This window comes from Burkholderia sp. Bp8998 (genome assembly GCF_003854235.1).
Classification (GTDB): Bacteria; Pseudomonadota; Gammaproteobacteria; order Burkholderiales; family Burkholderiaceae; genus Burkholderia.
Genome location: NZ_QTQF01000012.1, coordinates 120,020 through 136,497, shown reverse-complemented (window position 1 = coordinate 136,497; position 16,478 = coordinate 120,020). Strand labels below are relative to the sequence as shown.

At 67.1% G+C, this 16,478-nt stretch carries 14 protein-coding genes and 1 pseudogene; 1 reads left to right on the top strand and 14 read right to left on the bottom strand.

The genetic code is table 11. The features are described 5' to 3' along the window. Positions 1 to 69: 69 nt before the first annotated feature. The 9 genes from DIE06_RS14785 to sapR form a co-directional block, all read right to left on the bottom strand. Positions 70 to 810, bottom strand: a complete 741-nt coding sequence (locus DIE06_RS14785) for a molecular chaperone (RefSeq protein WP_124662045.1) — start codon at positions 808 to 810, stop codon at positions 70 to 72. Positions 811 to 921: 111 nt separating this feature from the next. Continuing rightward, complete coding sequence (locus DIE06_RS14780; RefSeq protein ID WP_124662044.1) at positions 922 to 1,473, bottom strand: fimbrial protein; 552 nt, start codon at positions 1,471 to 1,473, stop codon at positions 922 to 924. 407 nt (positions 1,474 to 1,880) lie between these two features. Continuing rightward, positions 1,881 to 2,657 carry an ABC transporter ATP-binding protein gene (locus tag DIE06_RS14775; RefSeq protein ID WP_124662043.1) on the bottom strand — a complete coding sequence of 259 codons (777 nt, stop codon included), beginning with the start codon at positions 2,655 to 2,657 and terminating at the stop codon, positions 1,881 to 1,883. Next, positions 2,654 to 3,568, bottom strand: a complete 915-nt coding sequence (locus DIE06_RS14770; RefSeq protein WP_124662042.1) for an ABC transporter ATP-binding protein — start codon at positions 3,566 to 3,568, stop codon at positions 2,654 to 2,656. Before DIE06_RS14770 ends, DIE06_RS14775 begins: the two co-directional genes overlap by 4 nt. Before the next feature lies 1 nt (position 3,569). Next, positions 3,570 to 4,484, bottom strand: coding sequence for a nickel transporter permease (nikC, locus tag DIE06_RS14765; protein WP_124662041.1), 915 nt, complete (start codon positions 4,482 to 4,484; stop codon positions 3,570 to 3,572). A gap of 66 nt (positions 4,485 to 4,550) precedes the next feature. Beyond that, positions 4,551 to 5,621: an ABC transporter permease gene (locus tag DIE06_RS14760; RefSeq protein ID WP_059533939.1), complete on the bottom strand. Its 1,071-nt coding sequence runs from the start codon at positions 5,619 to 5,621 to the stop codon at positions 4,551 to 4,553. 10 nt (positions 5,622 to 5,631) lie between these two features. Next, a complete protein-coding gene (locus tag DIE06_RS14755; RefSeq protein WP_124662040.1) occupies positions 5,632 to 7,233 on the bottom strand; it encodes an ABC transporter substrate-binding protein in 1,602 nt (533 codons plus the stop codon). Positions 7,234 to 7,297: 64 nt separating this feature from the next. Continuing rightward, complete coding sequence (ddpX, locus tag DIE06_RS14750) at positions 7,298 to 7,861, bottom strand: D-alanyl-D-alanine dipeptidase (protein WP_124662039.1); 564 nt, start codon at positions 7,859 to 7,861, stop codon at positions 7,298 to 7,300. 16 nt (positions 7,862 to 7,877) lie between these two features. After that, the gene (gene sapR, locus DIE06_RS14745; protein WP_124662038.1) at positions 7,878 to 8,765 is read right to left on the bottom strand and encodes a sap1 transcriptional regulator SapR; all 888 of its coding nucleotides are present in this window, start codon (positions 8,763 to 8,765) and stop codon (positions 7,878 to 7,880) included. 161 nt (positions 8,766 to 8,926) lie between these two features. Here sapR and DIE06_RS14740 point away from each other — a divergent pair. After that, positions 8,927 to 10,261 (top strand): annotated as a pseudogene (locus tag DIE06_RS14740) (type II toxin-antitoxin system HipA family toxin). A gap of 154 nt (positions 10,262 to 10,415) precedes the next feature. On the opposite strand, the gene DIE06_RS14735 reads toward DIE06_RS14740, so the two are convergent. The 5 genes from DIE06_RS14735 to DIE06_RS14715 all read right to left on the bottom strand — a co-directional run bounded on the left by DIE06_RS14735 (position 10,416) and on the right by DIE06_RS14715 (position 16,441). Next, positions 10,416 to 12,005, bottom strand: coding sequence for an ABC transporter substrate-binding protein (locus DIE06_RS14735; protein WP_124662037.1), 1,590 nt, complete (start codon positions 12,003 to 12,005; stop codon positions 10,416 to 10,418). Between the two features lie 138 nt (positions 12,006 to 12,143). Continuing rightward, complete coding sequence (locus tag DIE06_RS14730) at positions 12,144 to 12,476, bottom strand: sugar ABC transporter ATPase (RefSeq protein WP_124489635.1); 333 nt, start codon at positions 12,474 to 12,476, stop codon at positions 12,144 to 12,146. Between the two features lie 244 nt (positions 12,477 to 12,720). Beyond that, on the bottom strand, positions 12,721 to 13,050 hold the full coding sequence (locus DIE06_RS14725) for a hypothetical protein (RefSeq protein WP_124662036.1): 330 nt from the start codon (positions 13,048 to 13,050) through the stop codon (positions 12,721 to 12,723). Between the two features lie 127 nt (positions 13,051 to 13,177). Continuing rightward, entirely contained in the window at positions 13,178 to 14,098 is a 921-nt protein-coding gene (locus DIE06_RS14720; RefSeq protein ID WP_124662035.1) for a bestrophin family protein, read from the bottom strand. 12 nt (positions 14,099 to 14,110) lie between these two features. Next, the gene (locus DIE06_RS14715) at positions 14,111 to 16,441 is read right to left on the bottom strand and encodes an FdhF/YdeP family oxidoreductase (protein WP_124662034.1); all 2,331 of its coding nucleotides are present in this window, start codon (positions 16,439 to 16,441) and stop codon (positions 14,111 to 14,113) included. Between the last annotated feature and the right edge of the window lie 37 nt (positions 16,442 to 16,478).

Genomic DNA, 16,478 nt, shown 5'->3' with positions numbered 1-16,478 from the left:
GTGGCGTCGGACGAAAGAGGCGGCGCGCACGGCGCGCGCCGTGGAGACGCGCCGCGGGCCTGGGTCGCGTTACGGTTCGACGCTGACCGGACGTTCGATGTCGGTCGCACGCCCCCAGTCGTTGATGCTGCCGAATTCGACGGTTGCACCCGCGGCGGGCGCGCCGGCGAGATCCTTGATCGGGAACCGTTGCGTGCCGCGCGGCAGCACGTAACCCATGCCGGCGTCATGCTTGCGGCCGGCCGACTTCAGCAGCACGTTGCCGAAATTGACGATGAACGGCGTCGGATTGCTGGCCTCGAGCGCGTAGCCGCCGTCGACGCGAACCACGCGCCAGTCGAGCTGCATGGGCGCGTCGTCGACATTGCCGGCCAGCCCGGCGGGGCGATACATGATCTTGATGCGCGAGCGGAACGCCAGCTGGATGCGGTTGCGGTCTTCTGTCGCGGCCGCCTTCGGCGGCACTTCGAGGACGTTCAGCCAGAACAGCGATTCGCGGTCGGCAGGAAGCGGTTCGCCGGTATGCACGAGCCGCAGCGTCTGGCCGTTGCCGGCTTCCATGCGGAAGACCGACGGCGTCAGCGTGAACGGCACGTCGATGTTCTCGGGCAGCGCGCGGCTGTCGCCATCGTCGAGCCAGGCCTGCACCAGCGCCGGACGCTTGCTGTCGTTCGTGAGCTGGATCGTGACTTCGCGCTCGCTGGACGGGAAGATCACGCGCGTGCCGGCGATCACGACACTCGCGTCGGCCTGCGACGCGAATGCGGCGACGGCGAGGGTCAGCGTACGGAAGAGCTTCAACAGTTTCATGGGCGTTCGGACTCGGATCGTTGGGGCAGGGAGCGGGCGGATGCGGCGGTTTCCGCGCCGCACGGCGTGACACGTGGAGATCGCCGGGGCGGCGACCTCGATGCCTCGTCCTTACTGGTAGATCAGCGAGTATTCGACACGCGACTGGACGTCGCCGGCCTTCACGGCGCCCGAGGCGTAGTATTCGGCGAAGTAGTTCAGCTTCGCCTTGCCGTCGTCGTCGATGGCGACCATCTCGGTGTTCGCACCGGTTTGCGCGCCGACCGGAATCAGCTTCTGCTGCGAATCCAGCACGTTGATCTGGACGCCTTCGGCGGCCTTGGTGCCCGTGTCGATCGTCAAGCGGCCGCTCGACTGATCGACGTTCGTGCCGTTCTCGAACATGACGCCGACCTTCACCGGATTGCCATCGCCGACCGCGCAGCCCGTGAGCGCCAGCGAGAACGCGCTGCGACCGGCGACGGAGCCGACATCGGCGAGCGCGGTGGTGCTGACCGGCGGCAGCGGGACGATGAGATCCGATCCGCCGTCGACGCTGCACGTCGACGCGATGACGTTGCCGCGGAATTCGACGGTGCCGTCCGCCGCGTAGGCCGCGGACGAAACGGCTGCACTCGCGGCGACGAGCAGGAAGGGAATTGCGCTGCGCTTGATGATGCTCATATTTAAATCTCCAGATAAACGTCGGTTTTAGAAAGCGCAAATTGAATTTAAATATTCGAATGGCGCGTTTCGGTTGAAATTATGGATGTCGCGTAATGAATTTGTAATGCGATGAGTACGAAGTGGTATTTGTTTCTAATAGGACAAGTACTAAATTGGATATTTGCCGGGATCGGCATTCAGGCGGGTAGCGGCGTGGGGGGCGGCAGATGAACGGCGAGCGCTCAGGCCCCACTATCGAGAATCGATCGGGGGCCGGGTATATCGGTCGCGCCATTCGAAGCGGACTGGAATTGAAATAACGGGCGGGTGGCGGGCGAGCACGTGCGGCGCGCCGTGCCGCGCAATCACGTCGTCCCAGGAAGGCTCGCGCGAGCGCGCGGCCTCAATATCATCCGCGCGGCGTGTCAGGCCGCCGGCGCGTCGATTGCCGGATCGAGGCGGCGATAGCCTTCGGTCGCGCGCAGCAGCGTGCGCGTGTAGTCGCGTGAGACCTGTCCGGCGCGCACGTCCTCGATCCGCAACTGCTCGACGATCTCGCCATGCTGCATCACCGCGACGCGCTGGCACAGGAAGCCGATCACCGCGAGGTTGTGGCTCACGAGGATCATCGTCAGGTTGCGCTCGCGATGCAGGCGGCGCAGCAGATTCAGGATTTCGGCCTGCACCGACACGTCGAGCGCGGAGGTCGGCTCGTCGAGCAGCAGCACGCGTGGCTCGACGATCAGCGCGCGCGCGATCGCGACACGCTGGCGCTGGCCGCCCGACAGCTGGTGCGGGTAGCGGAAGCGGAACGTCGGGCCGAGCCCGACCTCGGACAGCGCGCGGGCGATGCGCGCGTCGGCATCATCGATCCGGTGAATCGACAGCGGCTCGCGCAGCGTCTGGTCGACCGTGAAGCGCGGATGCAGCGATGCGTACGGATCCTGGAACACCATCTGCACATGGCGGCGGAATGCGCGGTCGGGCCTGCCGCCGACCGGCCGGCCGTCGATCGACAGGCTGCCGCCCGCGAGCGGCACGAGGCCGGTCAGCGCACGCAGCAGCGTCGACTTGCCGGAGCCCGATTCGCCGACGAGCCCGAACACCTCGCCGTCGCGCACCGCGAAGCTCGCATCACGTATGGCGTCGACATGGCCCGTGCGGGTCGGAAAACGGATCGAGGCGTGATCGACGTCGATCATCGTGCGGACTCCTGTTGTGCCAGCGGGGCGCTTGCCGGCGAGACAGCGTCGAGCCACGCCGGATCGCGCCGCAGCACCGGCAGTTCGTCGGGCGGGTTCGCGAGCGGCGGATTCGCCGCGAGCAGCCCGCGCGTGTACGGATGCGTGGCATTGCACAGGTCGCGCGCGGCGCAGGTCTCGACGACGCGGCCCGCGTACATCACCGCGACGCGATCGCAGAATGACATCACGAGCGGCAGGTCGTGGCTGATGAACATCAGCCCCGTGCCGTGCCGTGCGATCATCGCGTCGAGCACCGCGAGCACCTGCATCGATACCGCAACGTCGAGCGCGGAGGTCGGTTCGTCGGCGATCAGCAGGCGCGGGCCGGTCGACACCATCATCGCGATCATCACGCGCTGCCCCATGCCGCCCGACAACTCGTGCGGATACGCATCGGCGACGCGCGCCGGGTCGCGGATCTGCACGGCCGCGAGCGCATCGACGATCCGCTCGCGCAGCGCACGTCCGCGCAGCCCCGGCTCGTGCAGCCGGAATGCTTCAGCCATCTGCTTCGCGACCGTCATCACCGGGTTCAGCGAATATTTCGGATCCTGCAGGATCATCCCCATCTGGCTGCCGCACAGGCGCCGGCGTTCGCTCGCCGACATCGCGAGCAGGTCGTGGCCCGCGAAGCGCATCGTGCGGGCCGACACGCGTGCGGCTTCGGGCAGCAGGCCGAGCAGCGCGCGGCCCGTCAGCGATTTGCCCGAGCCCGATTCGCCGACGATGCCGAGCCGTTCGCCGGGCGCGAGCGTCAGCGACAGGTCGCGCACCGCGTCGGTCACGACGCCGTCGTGTCCGCGAAACCCGATCTTCAGGCCGTCGATCTCGCAGAGCGGCGCGGGTGCGTTGACGGATTTCAGTGGCATGTCACGCTCCATGACGCGGATCGAAGACGTCGCGCAGCCCGTCGCCGAGCAAGTTGAACGCGAGGCTCACGAGCAGGATCGCGATGCCGGGCAGCGTCGCGACCCACCACGCGTCGAGCAGCACGTTGCGGCCGGATGCCACCATGAAACCCCACTCGGGGCTCGGCGGCTGCGCGCCGAGGCCGAGAAAGCCGAGGCCCGCGACGGTGAGGATGATGCCAGCCATGTCGAGTGTCGCGCGCACGATCACCGAGGACATGCACAGCGGCATGATGTAGCGCAGCAGGATGCGTGGGCCGGACGCGCCTTGCAGCCGCGCGGCATGGATATAGTCGGCCTGCGCGATGCGGATCGTTTCGGCGCGTGCGAGCCGCGCATACGCGGGCCACGCGGTGATCGAGATCGCGACGACCGCGTTGATCACGCCGGGCCCGAGCGCGGCCGCGAACGCGAGCGCGAGCACGATCTTCGGGAACGCGAGCGCGATGTCGGTGATGCGCATCAGCACGCTGTCGACGAAGCCGCCGCAATAGCCGGCCGTCGTACCGATCAGTAGGCCGATCGGCACGACGATCACCACCACGAGCAGCGCGATGCCGAGCGTGAGGCGCGAGCCCTCGATCAGCCGCGAGAGGATGTCGCGGCCGAGCTGGTCGGTGCCGAGCCAGTGCGACGGCGAGCCGGGCGGCAGCAGGCGGTCGGACAGCACCTGGCGCAGCGGATCGTGCGGCATGATCAGCGGGCCGATGATCGCCACGACGATCAGCGCGACCAGGATCGCGAGCCCGAACAGGTTGAGCGGATTGGCGGCGAAGCGGCGCCAGCGGCGGTACGCAAGGCCGAACGCGGCCTGCGCGCGCGACGCGGGCGCATCGGAAAGCAGCCACGCGCGCAGCGTGAGACGCTCGGCATTCATGATCGGACGGCCTTCGGCATGGATGGGGAATGAAGCAGGATGGAAGCGGTCATGTCGTAGCGGCCCTCAGCGCGCACGCGGATCGAACACGCGGTACAGCGCGTCGGTCAGCAGGTTGACGGTGATGAACATCGCGCCGATCACGAGCGTCGCGCCGAGCACCGCGTTCATGTCGGCGTTCAGCAGCGCGCCCGTCAGGTACGAGCCGAGCCCCGGCCACGCGAACACGATCTCGGTCAGCACCGAGCCTTCGAGCAGGTTGCTGTAGGTCAGCGCGATCACGGTGAGCAGCGGCACCGCGATGTTGCCGAACGCATGCCGCCAGATCACGCGGCGCTCGGACAGGCCCTTCGCGCGCGCGGTGACGATGTATTCCTGGCTTAGCTGGTCGAGCATGAACGAGCGCGTCATCCGGCTCAGGTACGCGACCGAGTAGTAGCCGAGGATCGCGGCCGGCAGCGCGATGTGCGACACCGCGTTGCGGAACACGTCCCACTCGCCCGCGAGGGCCGAGTCGATCAGCAGGCTGCCCGTGCGCGGGTCGACCATCCCGTCGTACACGGGATCGAGCCGGCCGGGGCCGCCGACCCAGTGCAGCCGCGCGTAGAACAGCAGCAGCCCCATCAGCCCGAGCCAGAACACCGGCACCGAATTGCCGATCAGGCCGACGAAGCGCGCGATGTGATCGATCGGCCGGTTGTGCTTCACCGCGGCCGCGACGCCGAGCGGCACGCCGATCGCGATGCCGATCAGCGTTGCGATCGTCGCGAGTTCGAGCGTGGCGGGGAACACGCGCCTGATGTCGTCGAGCACGGGGTTCGACGTCAGCAGCGACATGCCGAGATTGCCGTGCAGCACATCGCGCGCGTAGATCAGGAACTGCGTGACGAGCGGCTTGTCGAGGCCCAGCGCGATGCGCTCGGCCGCGTACGCCTCGGCCGACGCGCGATCGCCGAGGATCGCGAGCACGGGATCGATCGGCACCTTGCGACCGATCACGAACGTCAGCGCGAGCAGCCCCGCGAACGTGACGGCGAGCGTGAGCGCCCAGCGCAGCACGCGCAGTGCCCAGCGTACGGCCGGGCGCCGCGCGGGCAGCGTGCGTAGCGCTTCGAGGGAGGAGGCGGGAGTCGACATGCGGCGAATCTTATTGCTTCTTCAGGTTACGGTACGACACGAGATCGTTGATCGGTCCGACTTCGAGCCCGCTCACGCCGGGCCGCGTCGCGACCTGCGCGACTTTCTCGAACGTGATCACGAACGGCGAACGCACGAGCATGTCCTTCTGCATCGCCTGGTACCGTTGCGCGCGTTGCGCGGCGGTCGGCTCCGCGAGCGCGGCGTCGGTTTCCTTCGTCAGTTGCGGAATGTCCCAGCTGTTGCGCCAGGCCAGCATTTTATAGCTCGACTTGTCGGTGTTGTCGGGGTTCCATGCAAAACCCTGTGCGTTGCTGTGCGGGTCGATATAGTCGGCCGACCATTCGCCGATGTAGATGTCGTGCTGGCGCGCTCGGTATTTCGCGAGCGTCTGCTTGTTGTCGCCGGGGATCAGCTGCACCTTGACGCCCGCCTGCGCGAAGTTCGCCTGCACGGCCTGCGCGATCTCCGTGTACGGATAGTCGTTGCGCACGTCCATCGTCACCGAGAAGCCGTTCGGCACGCCGGCCTTCGCGAGCAGCGCCTTCGCCTTCGCGACGTCGAGCTTGTACGGGTTCGCGTTCAGCGTGCCGAGGAAGCCTTCGGGCAGGAAGGTCTGGTGCACCTTGTAGGTCGTCTTCACGACGTTGGACTGGATCCCGGAATAGTCGACCAGCCACTTCAGCGCTTCCTGCACGTCGGGCTTCGCGAGCGTCGGGTTCTTCGTGTTCAGGCCGAGATACAGCAGCGTCGCCTGTGGCGATGCCATGACCTTCGCCTTGCCGGATTTCACGACCGACGCGAGATCGTCGGGGCTCAGGTCGCGCGCCGCGTCGACGTCGCCGTTTTCCAGCAGCAGGCGCTGGCTCGCCGCTTCGGGCACGTGGCGCAGCACGATGCGCTTCATCGCGAGCGGCAGCCGGTAGCCGTCGAAGCGTTGCAGCACGATGCTGTCGCTCGGCGACCACTTGACGAGCTTGTACGCGCCCGATCCGGCCTCGTTGGTCTTCAGCCACGCGTTGCCGAAGTCGTTGCCTTGCTGGTGCGACAGCAGCAATTTCTTGTCGAGCACCGACGCGGGCCACGAGCCGAGCACGTTGAGCACGAAGGTCGGTGCGTACTTGTGGTCGGTCGTGATCGACACCGTCTGGTCGTCGAGCTTCTTCACGTTCGCGACGACGTTCGCCTTCGTGAGGCCGATACCGGTCAGCACCGCGGCCGGGCCCTTGTCGAGCAGCACCGCGCGCTGGATCGACCATGCGACGTCGTCGGCCGTCAGCGGGTTGCCCGAGTGGAACTTGAGGCCCGGGCGCAGCTTGAACGTATAGGTCAGCCCGTCGGGGCTCACCGTCCACGACTGCGCGACGTCGCCGTTGAATTTCGACGGATCGCGCAAATCGACGCGCACGAGCCGGTCGTAGGTGTTCGCGACGTATTCCTCCGGCACCAGCTCGTAGATCTCGCCGGGATCGAGCGTCGTGAATTCGTCGAGCAGCGTGGCCATCACGAACATGTCCTTCGGCGTTTCCGCGCGTGCGGCGGAAAGCGGAACGGCGGCGAGAACGGACGCAGCCGCCAGCGCTGCGACGAGCCGGGAGGTCAGGGGTTTCATGTGCGTTTCTCCATGTGTCGTTGAAGTCGTTGAACGTGAACGGTGAAGGGAACGTGCATCGTCGTCACATCAGGCGCCACGGGCCGCTCGCTGCGTTGTCGATCTGCGGCAGCGCGCGCGAACCGGGCAGCTCGTAGTGCCACCACTCGCTGTCGATATGCGCGAAGCCGGCCGCGTGCATCACGCCGAGCAGCAGCAGCCGGTTGCGTTGCACGGGCTCGGGCAACCCCGCGTGAAAGTGACCCGACGCGGCCACCATCTCGTCGAAGCCGGTGCCCATGTCGAGTGGCTCGCCGTTCGCGCCGACGAGCGTCAGGTCGAGCGCGGTGCCGCGGCTGTGGTTGGAACCTCGGCCGAGATCGGCGACGAAGTTCGGATCGGGCAGGAAATCCCACAGCACCTGTTGCGCCTGCGGCGGCCGGTACGCGTCGTAGATGCGCAGCGTGAAGCCGGCCTGCGCGGCGACGTCCGCCGCGCGGCGCAGCGCGGCTTCGGCCGGCTCGAGCAGCAGGCAGTGCGCGTTGCGGTAGATCGGCTTGCCGGTCAGGTTGTGCTCGGTCGCGTAGACGAGATCGATCTCGACGCGATGCGTGGCGGGCGTGATTTCGACGAGGCGGTGACGGTTCATTGGCTGTCCGGTTCGCTCAGGATTCAAATTGGTCGAACGTGCGCTGCAGTTCACGGTTGCGCGCGACGCGCCGATCGATCGCGGGACCGAGGCGGTCGACCACGGCGGTGATCAGCAGGTTGAACAGGCAGGTGAGCGGCGCGAGCGAATCCCAGAATTGGCCGACGTCGGTCTTCACCTGCAGCAGGTCGGCAGGCCATTCGCGCGCCCACGGGCAATAGAGATCGGTGACCAGCGCGAACGGCTGGCCGCGCTCGGCGGCCGCCTGGCAATAGCGGCGCGCGCTGCGCGAATAGGCGCGTGTATCGGTGACGATGCAGTATGGCCGCTCGAACTCGGAATTCAGCGAATCGACGTACGAGCCCGACTGGCCGTCGGAATAGAACACGCGCGGGCGCAGGTATTCGAGATAACTGCTGAACGCATTGCTGATGCCGCGGGTCGACTGGATGCCGAGGATGAACACGGCGTCGGCATGCGCGATCCGGTCCGCGACCTGCGCGAACACCGGCTCTTCGGCGAGCCGGTAGACGTGGCGGATCGCGTCGAGCTCGCGATCGAGCGACGATGCGAGCGTGCTGTCGCTGCGATCGTTGTCGCGCTCGCCGGCGGTCGTTTGCGTGGCGGTGGTGCGGCGGTATTCGTCGAGGCGGTCGGTGATCATCCACGGGCGATCGCTGTCACCGCGCAGTTCGCGTTTCAGGTCGTCGAGATTCCGGTAACCGACGCTGCGCAGGAACCGGCCGACCGAAATGCCGCTGGTGCCGGTCTGCTGCGCGATCTGGTCGGCGGTTTCGAGCCCGAGCCGGTCGAGGTTCGCGAGCATGTAGCTCGCGATGCGCTTTGCGGTCGGCGTCAGTTCGGCAAAGCGGGATTCGACGGTATGGGCGAACGCGCAGGTCATCTGGATGTTAGATATTTGTCATCGGATGATTTGGTGTCATCCATCTGACAAAGCCAAAATCATTCGCGCCAGAAGATAAAAACTATGGTTTGTCGCGTGGCGATAGGGCGGCAGGCGCGCTCAACGACGGGCGTGCCGCTGACGACATCGAGTGGTAAGCGATGGGGCGTAAATCGCACACCCGCGCGCTATCGATCTGGGCCAACGGCCAGTGGGTCGGAACGTGGCGGAGTCCCGCGCGCGGCGACATGGAGTTGCGGTACGACGCCGGGCTGGAAGCAGTCGGATGCTGGCCGGCCGCTTTCGTTGTCGCTGCCGTTCGGCGTTGGCGATGCGCCGTTGCGCGGCGAGCGCGTGAACGACTACTTCGACAATCTGCTACCCGACAGCGACGCGATTCGTCGACGGCTCGCGTCCCGGTTCAGCACGGCAACGATCGAGCCGTTCGATCTGCTCGCCGCGCTCGGCCGGGACTGCGTCGGCGCAGTGCAGTTGCTCGGCGAGGATGAAACACCGGCCGGTCATGACCGGATCGACGGTACGCCGTTGCCGGACGACGAAGTCGCGCGGGCGCTTGATCAAGCGAGCGGGGTGGCGGGCGGTGCGGAGGATGATGACGACTTCCGGCTGTCGCTGGCCGGTGCACAGGAAAAGACCGCACTGCTTTTCACGAAGGGCGGTGGATGCGCCCGCATGGCGCGACGCCGACGACGCGTATTCTCAAGTTACCGCTCGGACTGGTGGGCAACAAGCGCGCGGATCTCACGGCATCCGTCGAAAACGAGTGGCTGTGCCTGGAGATCCTGCGCGCGTTCGGCTTGCCGACGGCCGAGGCCGAAATCGTGCGTTTCGGCGAACACAAGGTGCTGTCGGTCGCGCGTTTCGATCGTGCGTTGCATCGTGACGGCGGATGGCTGTTGCGCTTGCCGCAAGAGGATTTCTGCCAGGCGCTCGGCGTGCCGCCGCATCTGAAATACGAATCGCAGGGCGGCCCTGGCGTGCCCGATCTTGCGGCCATCCCGCGCCGGTCGGAAACGGCGCAGGCCGACCTCGACACGCTGTTCACCGCACTGGTTGTGTTCTGGATGCTCGCCGCACCGGACGGGCATGCGAAGAATTTCAGCCTGCGCCTGTTGCCGGGCGGCCGCTTCCGTCTGACGCCGCTCTACGACGTGATGTCGATCTGGCCGGTCGAGGCAGACGGCGCGAACCAGTGGTCGTGGCACAAGGCGAAGCTTGCAATGGCCGTGCACGGCAAGCGCAAGCATTATGCGATGCGCGACGTCACGCGTCGGCACTTCAGCGCGATGGCCGAACATCGTCTGCTCGGCGATATCGCGACGCCGATCGTCGAACGGCTCGTTGCCGCGACGCCGCACGTGATCGAGTCGGTTGGCGCGGCGCTGCCGGCCGGGTTTCCGGCGAGGATCGCCGAACGCATTCTGGGCGGATTGTGCTTCGCCGCCCAGCGCCTCGCCGAAATGCCGCGCACCTGACGCCGGGTGGCAGGCACCCGACGCATCACCTGCTGCGAGTAGACGAGCAGCGGCGACGGTGGCTGGACGGGTGCGTGATGTATCCGATGCGGGCGGCAGCCCGGTCGGACGGCGCGCGAACGGCGCACCGAGGCGACCGCGGCTGGCCGGCCCCTTATTTGGCCAGCGTCCGGTACGACACGAGGTCGTTGATCGGCCCGATCTCCGGCCCGGTCGTGCCGGGGCGCGTCGCGACCTGCACGACCTTCTCGAACATGATGATGAACGGCGAGTTCGCAAGCACGGCCTTCTGCAGCGCCTCGTAGCGCTGCGCGCGCTTCGCGGGCGACGGTTCGACGAGCGCGGCCTCGGTGTCCTTCGTCAACTGCGGGACGTCCCAGCTGTTGCGCCACGCGAGCATCTTCGTCTTCGACTGGTCTGAATTGTCAGGATTCCATGCGAACCCGCGCGCGTTGCTGTTCGGGTCCATGTAGTCGGGCGACCATTCGCCGATGAAGATGTCGTGCTGGCGCGCACGGTACTTGCCGATCGCCTGCTTCGCATCGCCCGGGATCAGCTTCACGCGGATGCCGCCCTGCGCGAAGTTCGCCTGCAGCGCCTGCGCGATCTCGAGGTACGGATAATCGTTCGGCATGTCCATCGTTACATCGAAGCCGTTCGGCAAGCCGGCCTTCGCGAGCAGCGCCTTCGCCTTCGCGACGTTGAGCTTGTACGGGTTCGCGTTCAGCGTGCCGAGGAAGCCTTCGGGCAGGAAGGTCTCGTGCACCTTGTAGGTCGTGCTGACGATGTTGCGCTGGATGCCGTCGTAGTCGACGAGCCACTTCATCGCCTGCTGCACGTCGGGCTTCGCGAGATTCGGGTTCTTCGTGTTCAGGCTCAGATACAGCAGCGCGGACACGGGCCACGACGCGACCTTGATCTTGCCGGCCTTGGTCAGCGCGGCGAGGCTGTCGGGGCTCAGGTTGCGCGCGGCGTCGACGTCGCCGTTTTCCAGCAGCAGCCGCTGCGCGGATGCCTCGGGCACGTGGCGCAGCACGACGCGTTTCATCGGGTACGGCGCGCGGTACTTGTCGAAACGCTGCAGCACGATGCTTTCGTTCGGCGTCCACTTGGCGAGCTGGTACGGGCCCGAGCCCGCGTCGTTGGTCTTCAGCCAGCCGCTGCCGAAATCGTTGCCCTGCTGGTGCGACATCAGCAGCTTCTTGTCGAGCACCGACGCCGGGCAGGCGCTCAGCACGTTGAGCACGAAGCTCGGCGCGTACTTGCGGTCGGTTTCGAGCACGAAGGTCTGCGGATCGACCGCGCGCACCTTCTGCATCACGTTCGCCTTCGTGAGGCCGAGATCGGCGAGCACGCCGGCCGGGCCCTTGTCGAGCAGGATGGTGCGCTGCAGCGACCATGCGACGTCGTCGGCGGTGACCGGGTTGCCGGAATGGAAGGAAAGACCGGGGCGCAGCTTGAACGTGTAGGTGAGCCCGTCGGCGCCGACCGTCCACGATTGCGCGATCTGCCCGTCGAAGCGCGTCGGATCCTTCAGGTCGACCCGCACGAGCCGTTCGTAGGTGTTCGCGACGTACTCGGACGGCACGAGCTCATAGATTTCGCTCGGATCGAGGGTCGTGAATTCGCCGAGCTGGGTGGCGACGACGAACATGCCGGGCGGCGTCGCGGCCTGCGCCGGCAGCGCCGGAACAAGCGCGACGAGCGCGGCGCTGACGAACAGCCGGGACAGCAGGTGCTTCATGCGGGCTCCGTGGAATGGGAATCGTGGTGCGATTCTCTCATCGACGGCGACCCGGATGAAAAAATTCGATGGGCGCGCATGACGGCGCCCGGGAGAAGCGGCTTGCGGGCCGGGCGGGGCGCCCGGCACCGGCGGCGGTCAGATCACGCAGCGCGCGATCGCGAAGCGCATCGCTTCCTCGGCCGGCTCGCTGCCCGAGCCGCGCACGACCTTGACGACCGAACCGTGGCCCGACGGCGTGAGCGTGACGAAGTACGAGCGCGACCCGACGGTGATGTCGGTCACGCCGTTGTGCTGCGACTGCTCGGTGCCGGACAGGCGGCTGTCGAGGCAATTGGCGATCGCATGGGCCGGACGCGCCGACGACACGTAGATCATCGGCGCCGGACCGGACGCGGCCGAGTCGGACGAGGGCGCGGAACCGCAGGCGGCGAGCAGGGCGGCGGGAAGGAGCAGCAGGAATCGTTTCATGATCGGAATCGTCGTGTGTCTCGTGTCGAGGCTGGGGCGCGGCGTGCGCGAAACGCGAAGCTTCGCGACGAAACCGCCGGAATCGTGCCGTTCTTGACGGTCGATGCGGGCGGCGGCTGACGTCGGAGTATACCCGCGGCACTTGACACGCAAGGCCTGCTGAAACGATTCGATACAACAAGCGCCCGCTGTCGCGCGGCGGCAGCGGGCGTTTCAAGCGATGGCGAATCGACGTTGGCCGGCGTTACTGGCCGATCTTGTGGCTGACCGCGTTTTCCTGCTGGTTCAGCACGTGCTTTTCGCTCTGCGTAATGTGGCCGCGATCCTGCGCGGCCATGTCCCGCTCTTCCTGGCGGATCTTGCGGTCGTCACGGTGCAGGCGCGCGGCCTGGGCGTGCGACATCTCGCCTTCCTTCACTTCGTGATGGATCCGGCGATTCTGGTTGGCGAGGCGCTGGTTGACCTCCTCGCGGCGCGGATGCGCTTGCTGCCACGGCGTTTCGGCGAACGCGGTGCCGGTCAGCACCGACATCAGGGTGGCGGCGATCGTGAGGTGGCGGGTAAGGGCTCGCATGACGTTTTCTCCTGTCGTTGCGCGCCCGAATCGTGGGCGCTTGTCGAAAAAACGCTGTGCGGGCCCTGGCTGTTGACGTTTCCGGCTGTATCGATTGCAAGTCTTTATTACGTCGGTGCCGGGTGTGTCAGCTGAGCCGATACGCGGGGCCCGGCGTCACTTCCGCCGGCAGCGGCTCGCGGTTCAGTTCGAGCAGCGTGCGCTCGATCGTCCGCGTCATCGCATCGAGCGCGAGTTGGTTCGGCCCGTCGCCGAACGGCTCGGCGATCGCGTGCGCGATCGCATCGAGGGCAATCAGCGTATAGGCGACGAACACGGTGACGAACGGCGTCGCCGCGCCGATCGAATCGACGAGGCCGAACGGCAGCAGCACGCAGTACGCGTAGATGGTCCGGTGCAGCAGCACGTCGTACGAGAACGGGATCGGTGTCGATGCGATGCGCTCGCAGCCGCTCACCATCGACACGAGATCGTCGAGGCGCGCGTCGAGCATCCACAGCCGCGTATCGGCGAGATGGCCCGCATCGGCGCGCGCGGCGAAGGCTTCGCGCAGTTCATGGACGATCGCGATCGGCGCGAACCGGGCGGCGACGATGCGCGTGTACGTCCCGCCGTCGAGCAGCGGGCGCAGGTCCGCCGCCGGATCGGTGCCGCGCAGCTGATGCTTCAGCGCATGGACGAACGCGACGACCTTGCGCACGAACGCCCGCCGCGCGGCGGCGTCGTCGTCGATCGCGCCGTAGCAGAGCGCCTGCGATACCAGCGTGCGCGTGGCGGTCAGCACGCCGCCCCACAGTTGACGTCCCTCGCGGTAGCGTTCGTAGCTCGCGTTGTTGCGAAACCCCGCGAAGATCGCGAGCGTGAGGCCGATCAGCGTGAACGGCGTCGGGTTCAGCGGCACCTTCTCGCCGAGCACGCGGCCGCCGCCCCACACCGCGACGAGGCTGATCGCGAGCGTCAGCACGAGCTGCGGCAGGATGGTCGGCAGCACCGACCCGTTCCAGACGAGCAGCATCCGCAGCCAGTGCTCGCGCGGCCGAACGATCATCGCGGCGTTCCGTCAGGCGGCAGCCGACGCCGGCGCCGGCGCGGCCGCGCGATGCAGCAGCACCGGCACCGATTTCGACGTCGGCGTGTTGCACACGTCGCCGACGCTGTCGAGCGGCACCAGCGGGTTCGTTTCCGGGTAGTACGCGCCGATGCAGCCGCGCGGGATGTCGTATTCGACCAGCAGGAAACCGTCCGCGCGCCGCGCGATGCCGTCGTGCCACACGGTTTCCATGTCGACCCGGTCGCCGGCCTGCAGGCCGAGCATCGCGAGGTCGTCGCGATTGACGAACACCACGCGGCGCTGGCCGAACACGCCGCGATAGCGGTCGTCGAGCCCGTAGACGGTCGTGTTGTACTGGTCGTGCGAGCGCGTCGTCATCAGCGTCATCAGGCGCTCGCCGTGCAGCGCGCGGGCGCGCTGGATCGGTGTGTCGGTCGGCAGCGCGTGCGCGATGAAGTTCGCCTTGCCCGTCGGCGTCAGCCATTCCCGGTCGCGCGATGCGACACGCAGGTGGAAGCCGCCCGGCCGCGCGATGCGCGTGTTGTAGTCGTTGAAGCCGTCGAGCGTCGCCTCGATCGCATCGCGGATCTTCGCGTAGTCGTCCTTGAACGCGAGCCAGTCGATCTTGCCGCTGCCGAACAGCGCGTGGCCGATGTGCGCGACGATCGCGGGCTCCGACATCAGGTTCGGCGACGCCGGCTTGTTCATCCCGTACGACACGTGAACCATGCTCATCGAATCCTCGACCGTCACGCCTTGCGCGACGTTGTCCTGCAGGTCGATCTCGGTGCGGCCGAGCGTCGGCAGGATCAGCGCGTCGCGGCCGTGAATCAGGTGGCTGCGGTTCAGTTTCGTCGTGATGTGCACGGAGAGATCGCAGCGGCGCATGCCTTCCCACGTGCGCGGCGTGTCGGGCGTCGCCATCGCGAAGTTGCCGCCGAGGCCGATCAGCACCTTCACATGGCCTTCGCGCATCGCTTCGATCGTCTCGACGACGTCGTAGCCGTGGTGACGCGGCGGCTCGAAGTCGAACACGTGGCCGAGCCGGTCGAGGAACGCCTGCGACGGCTTTTCCTCGATGCCGACCGTGCGATTGCCCTGCACGTTCGAGTGGCCGCGCACCGGGCACAGGCCCGCGCCGGGGCGGCCGATGTTGCCGCGCATCAGCATCAGGTTCGTCAGCATCTGCACGGTCGCGACCGAATGCTTGTGCTGCGTGATGCCCATACCCCACGTCGCGATCACGCGCTCGCTGCGCGCATAGCGTTGCGCGAGGCCGTCGATCTGCTCGTACGGCACGCCGCTTTCGGCGGTCAGTGCCGACCAGCTTTCGTTGCGCAGGTCGTCGGCGAACGCGTCGAAGCCGGCCGTGTGCTCGCCGATGAACGCGATGTCGAGCACGCGCGGCGCGCCGGCGGCGCGCGCGGCATCGTCGAGTTCGAGCACGCGCTTCGCCATCCCCTTGATCAGCGCGAAATCGCCGCCGATCGTCGGCTGGATGAAGGTCGACGCGATCGTGGTGCCGGACATCGTCAGCATCTCGAGCGGGCTTTGCGGATCGGCGAAGCGTTCGAGCCCGCGTTCCTTCAGCGGGTTGATCGACACGATCGTCGCGCCGCGCTTCGCGCATTCGCGCAGCTCGCCCATCATCCGCGGATGGTTGGTCGCCGGGTTCTGGCCGAAGATCAGCAGCGTGTCCGCGTGCTCGAAATCGTCGAGCGTGACGGTGCCCTTGCCGACGCCGACCGATACCGGCAGCCCGCGGCTCGTCGCCTCGTGGCACATGTTCGAGCAGTCGGGGAAGTTGTTGGTACCGTACAGCCGCACCAGCAGCTGGTACAGGAACGCCGCCTCGTTGCTCGCGCGGCCGGACGTGTAGAACGCGGCCTGGTTCGGGTCCGGCAGCGCGCGCAGGTGGCGCGCGATCAGCGCGAACGCGTCGTCCCACGCGATCGGCACGTAGCGATCGGTCCGCGCGTCGTACACCATCGGGTCGGTCAGGCGGCCGTGCTGTTCGAGCTCGAAATCCGTCTGCCCGAGCAGTTCCGTGACCGTATGCGCGGCGAAGAATTCGGGCGTCACGCGCTTGCTCGTCGCTTCGGCGGCCACGGCCTTCACGCCGTTCTCGCAGAATTCGAACGTCGATGCATGCTGGCGGTCCGGCCATGCGCAGCCCGGGCAGTCGAAGCCGTCCGGCTGGTTCTGGCGCAGCAGCGTGCGGTAGTTGCCGCCGGCGACCTTTTCCTTGATCAGGTTGATCGTGACGGCTTTCAGCGCGCCCCAGCCGGCAGCCGGATGGGTGTACGGTTCGATGCGCGCGGCGGCGGATTTCTTTTTCATGATGCGTGTGTCGGAGTCGATGCACGGAGAGTACGCG

Coding starts and splice junctions, on each gene's coding strand:
- ddpX (WP_124662039.1), bottom strand. CDS start 7,861: ATGAACCGTCACCGCCTCGTCGAAATCACGCCCGCCACGCATCGCGTC.
- DIE06_RS14775 (WP_124662043.1), bottom strand. CDS start 2,657: ATGATCGACGTCGATCACGCCTCGATCCGTTTTCCGACCCGCACGGGC.
- nikC (WP_124662041.1), bottom strand. CDS start 4,484: ATGAATGCCGAGCGTCTCACGCTGCGCGCGTGGCTGCTTTCCGATGCG.
- DIE06_RS14780 (WP_124662044.1), bottom strand. CDS start 1,473: ATGAGCATCATCAAGCGCAGCGCAATTCCCTTCCTGCTCGTCGCCGCG.
- DIE06_RS14755 (WP_124662040.1), bottom strand. CDS start 7,233: ATGAAACCCCTGACCTCCCGGCTCGTCGCAGCGCTGGCGGCTGCGTCC.
- DIE06_RS14720 (WP_124662035.1), bottom strand. CDS start 14,098: ATGATCGTTCGGCCGCGCGAGCACTGGCTGCGGATGCTGCTCGTCTGG.
- DIE06_RS14735 (WP_124662037.1), bottom strand. CDS start 12,005: ATGAAGCACCTGCTGTCCCGGCTGTTCGTCAGCGCCGCGCTCGTCGCG.
- DIE06_RS14715 (WP_124662034.1), bottom strand. CDS start 16,441: ATGAAAAAGAAATCCGCCGCCGCGCGCATCGAACCGTACACCCATCCG.
- DIE06_RS14770 (WP_124662042.1), bottom strand. CDS start 3,568: ATGCCACTGAAATCCGTCAACGCACCCGCGCCGCTCTGCGAGATCGAC.
- sapR (WP_124662038.1), bottom strand. CDS start 8,765: ATGACCTGCGCGTTCGCCCATACCGTCGAATCCCGCTTTGCCGAACTG.
- DIE06_RS14785 (WP_124662045.1), bottom strand. CDS start 810: ATGAAACTGTTGAAGCTCTTCCGTACGCTGACCCTCGCCGTCGCCGCA.
- DIE06_RS14725 (WP_124662036.1), bottom strand. CDS start 13,050: ATGCGAGCCCTTACCCGCCACCTCACGATCGCCGCCACCCTGATGTCG.
- DIE06_RS14760 (WP_059533939.1), bottom strand. CDS start 5,621: ATGTCGACTCCCGCCTCCTCCCTCGAAGCGCTACGCACGCTGCCCGCG.
- DIE06_RS14730 (WP_124489635.1), bottom strand. CDS start 12,476: ATGAAACGATTCCTGCTGCTCCTTCCCGCCGCCCTGCTCGCCGCCTGC.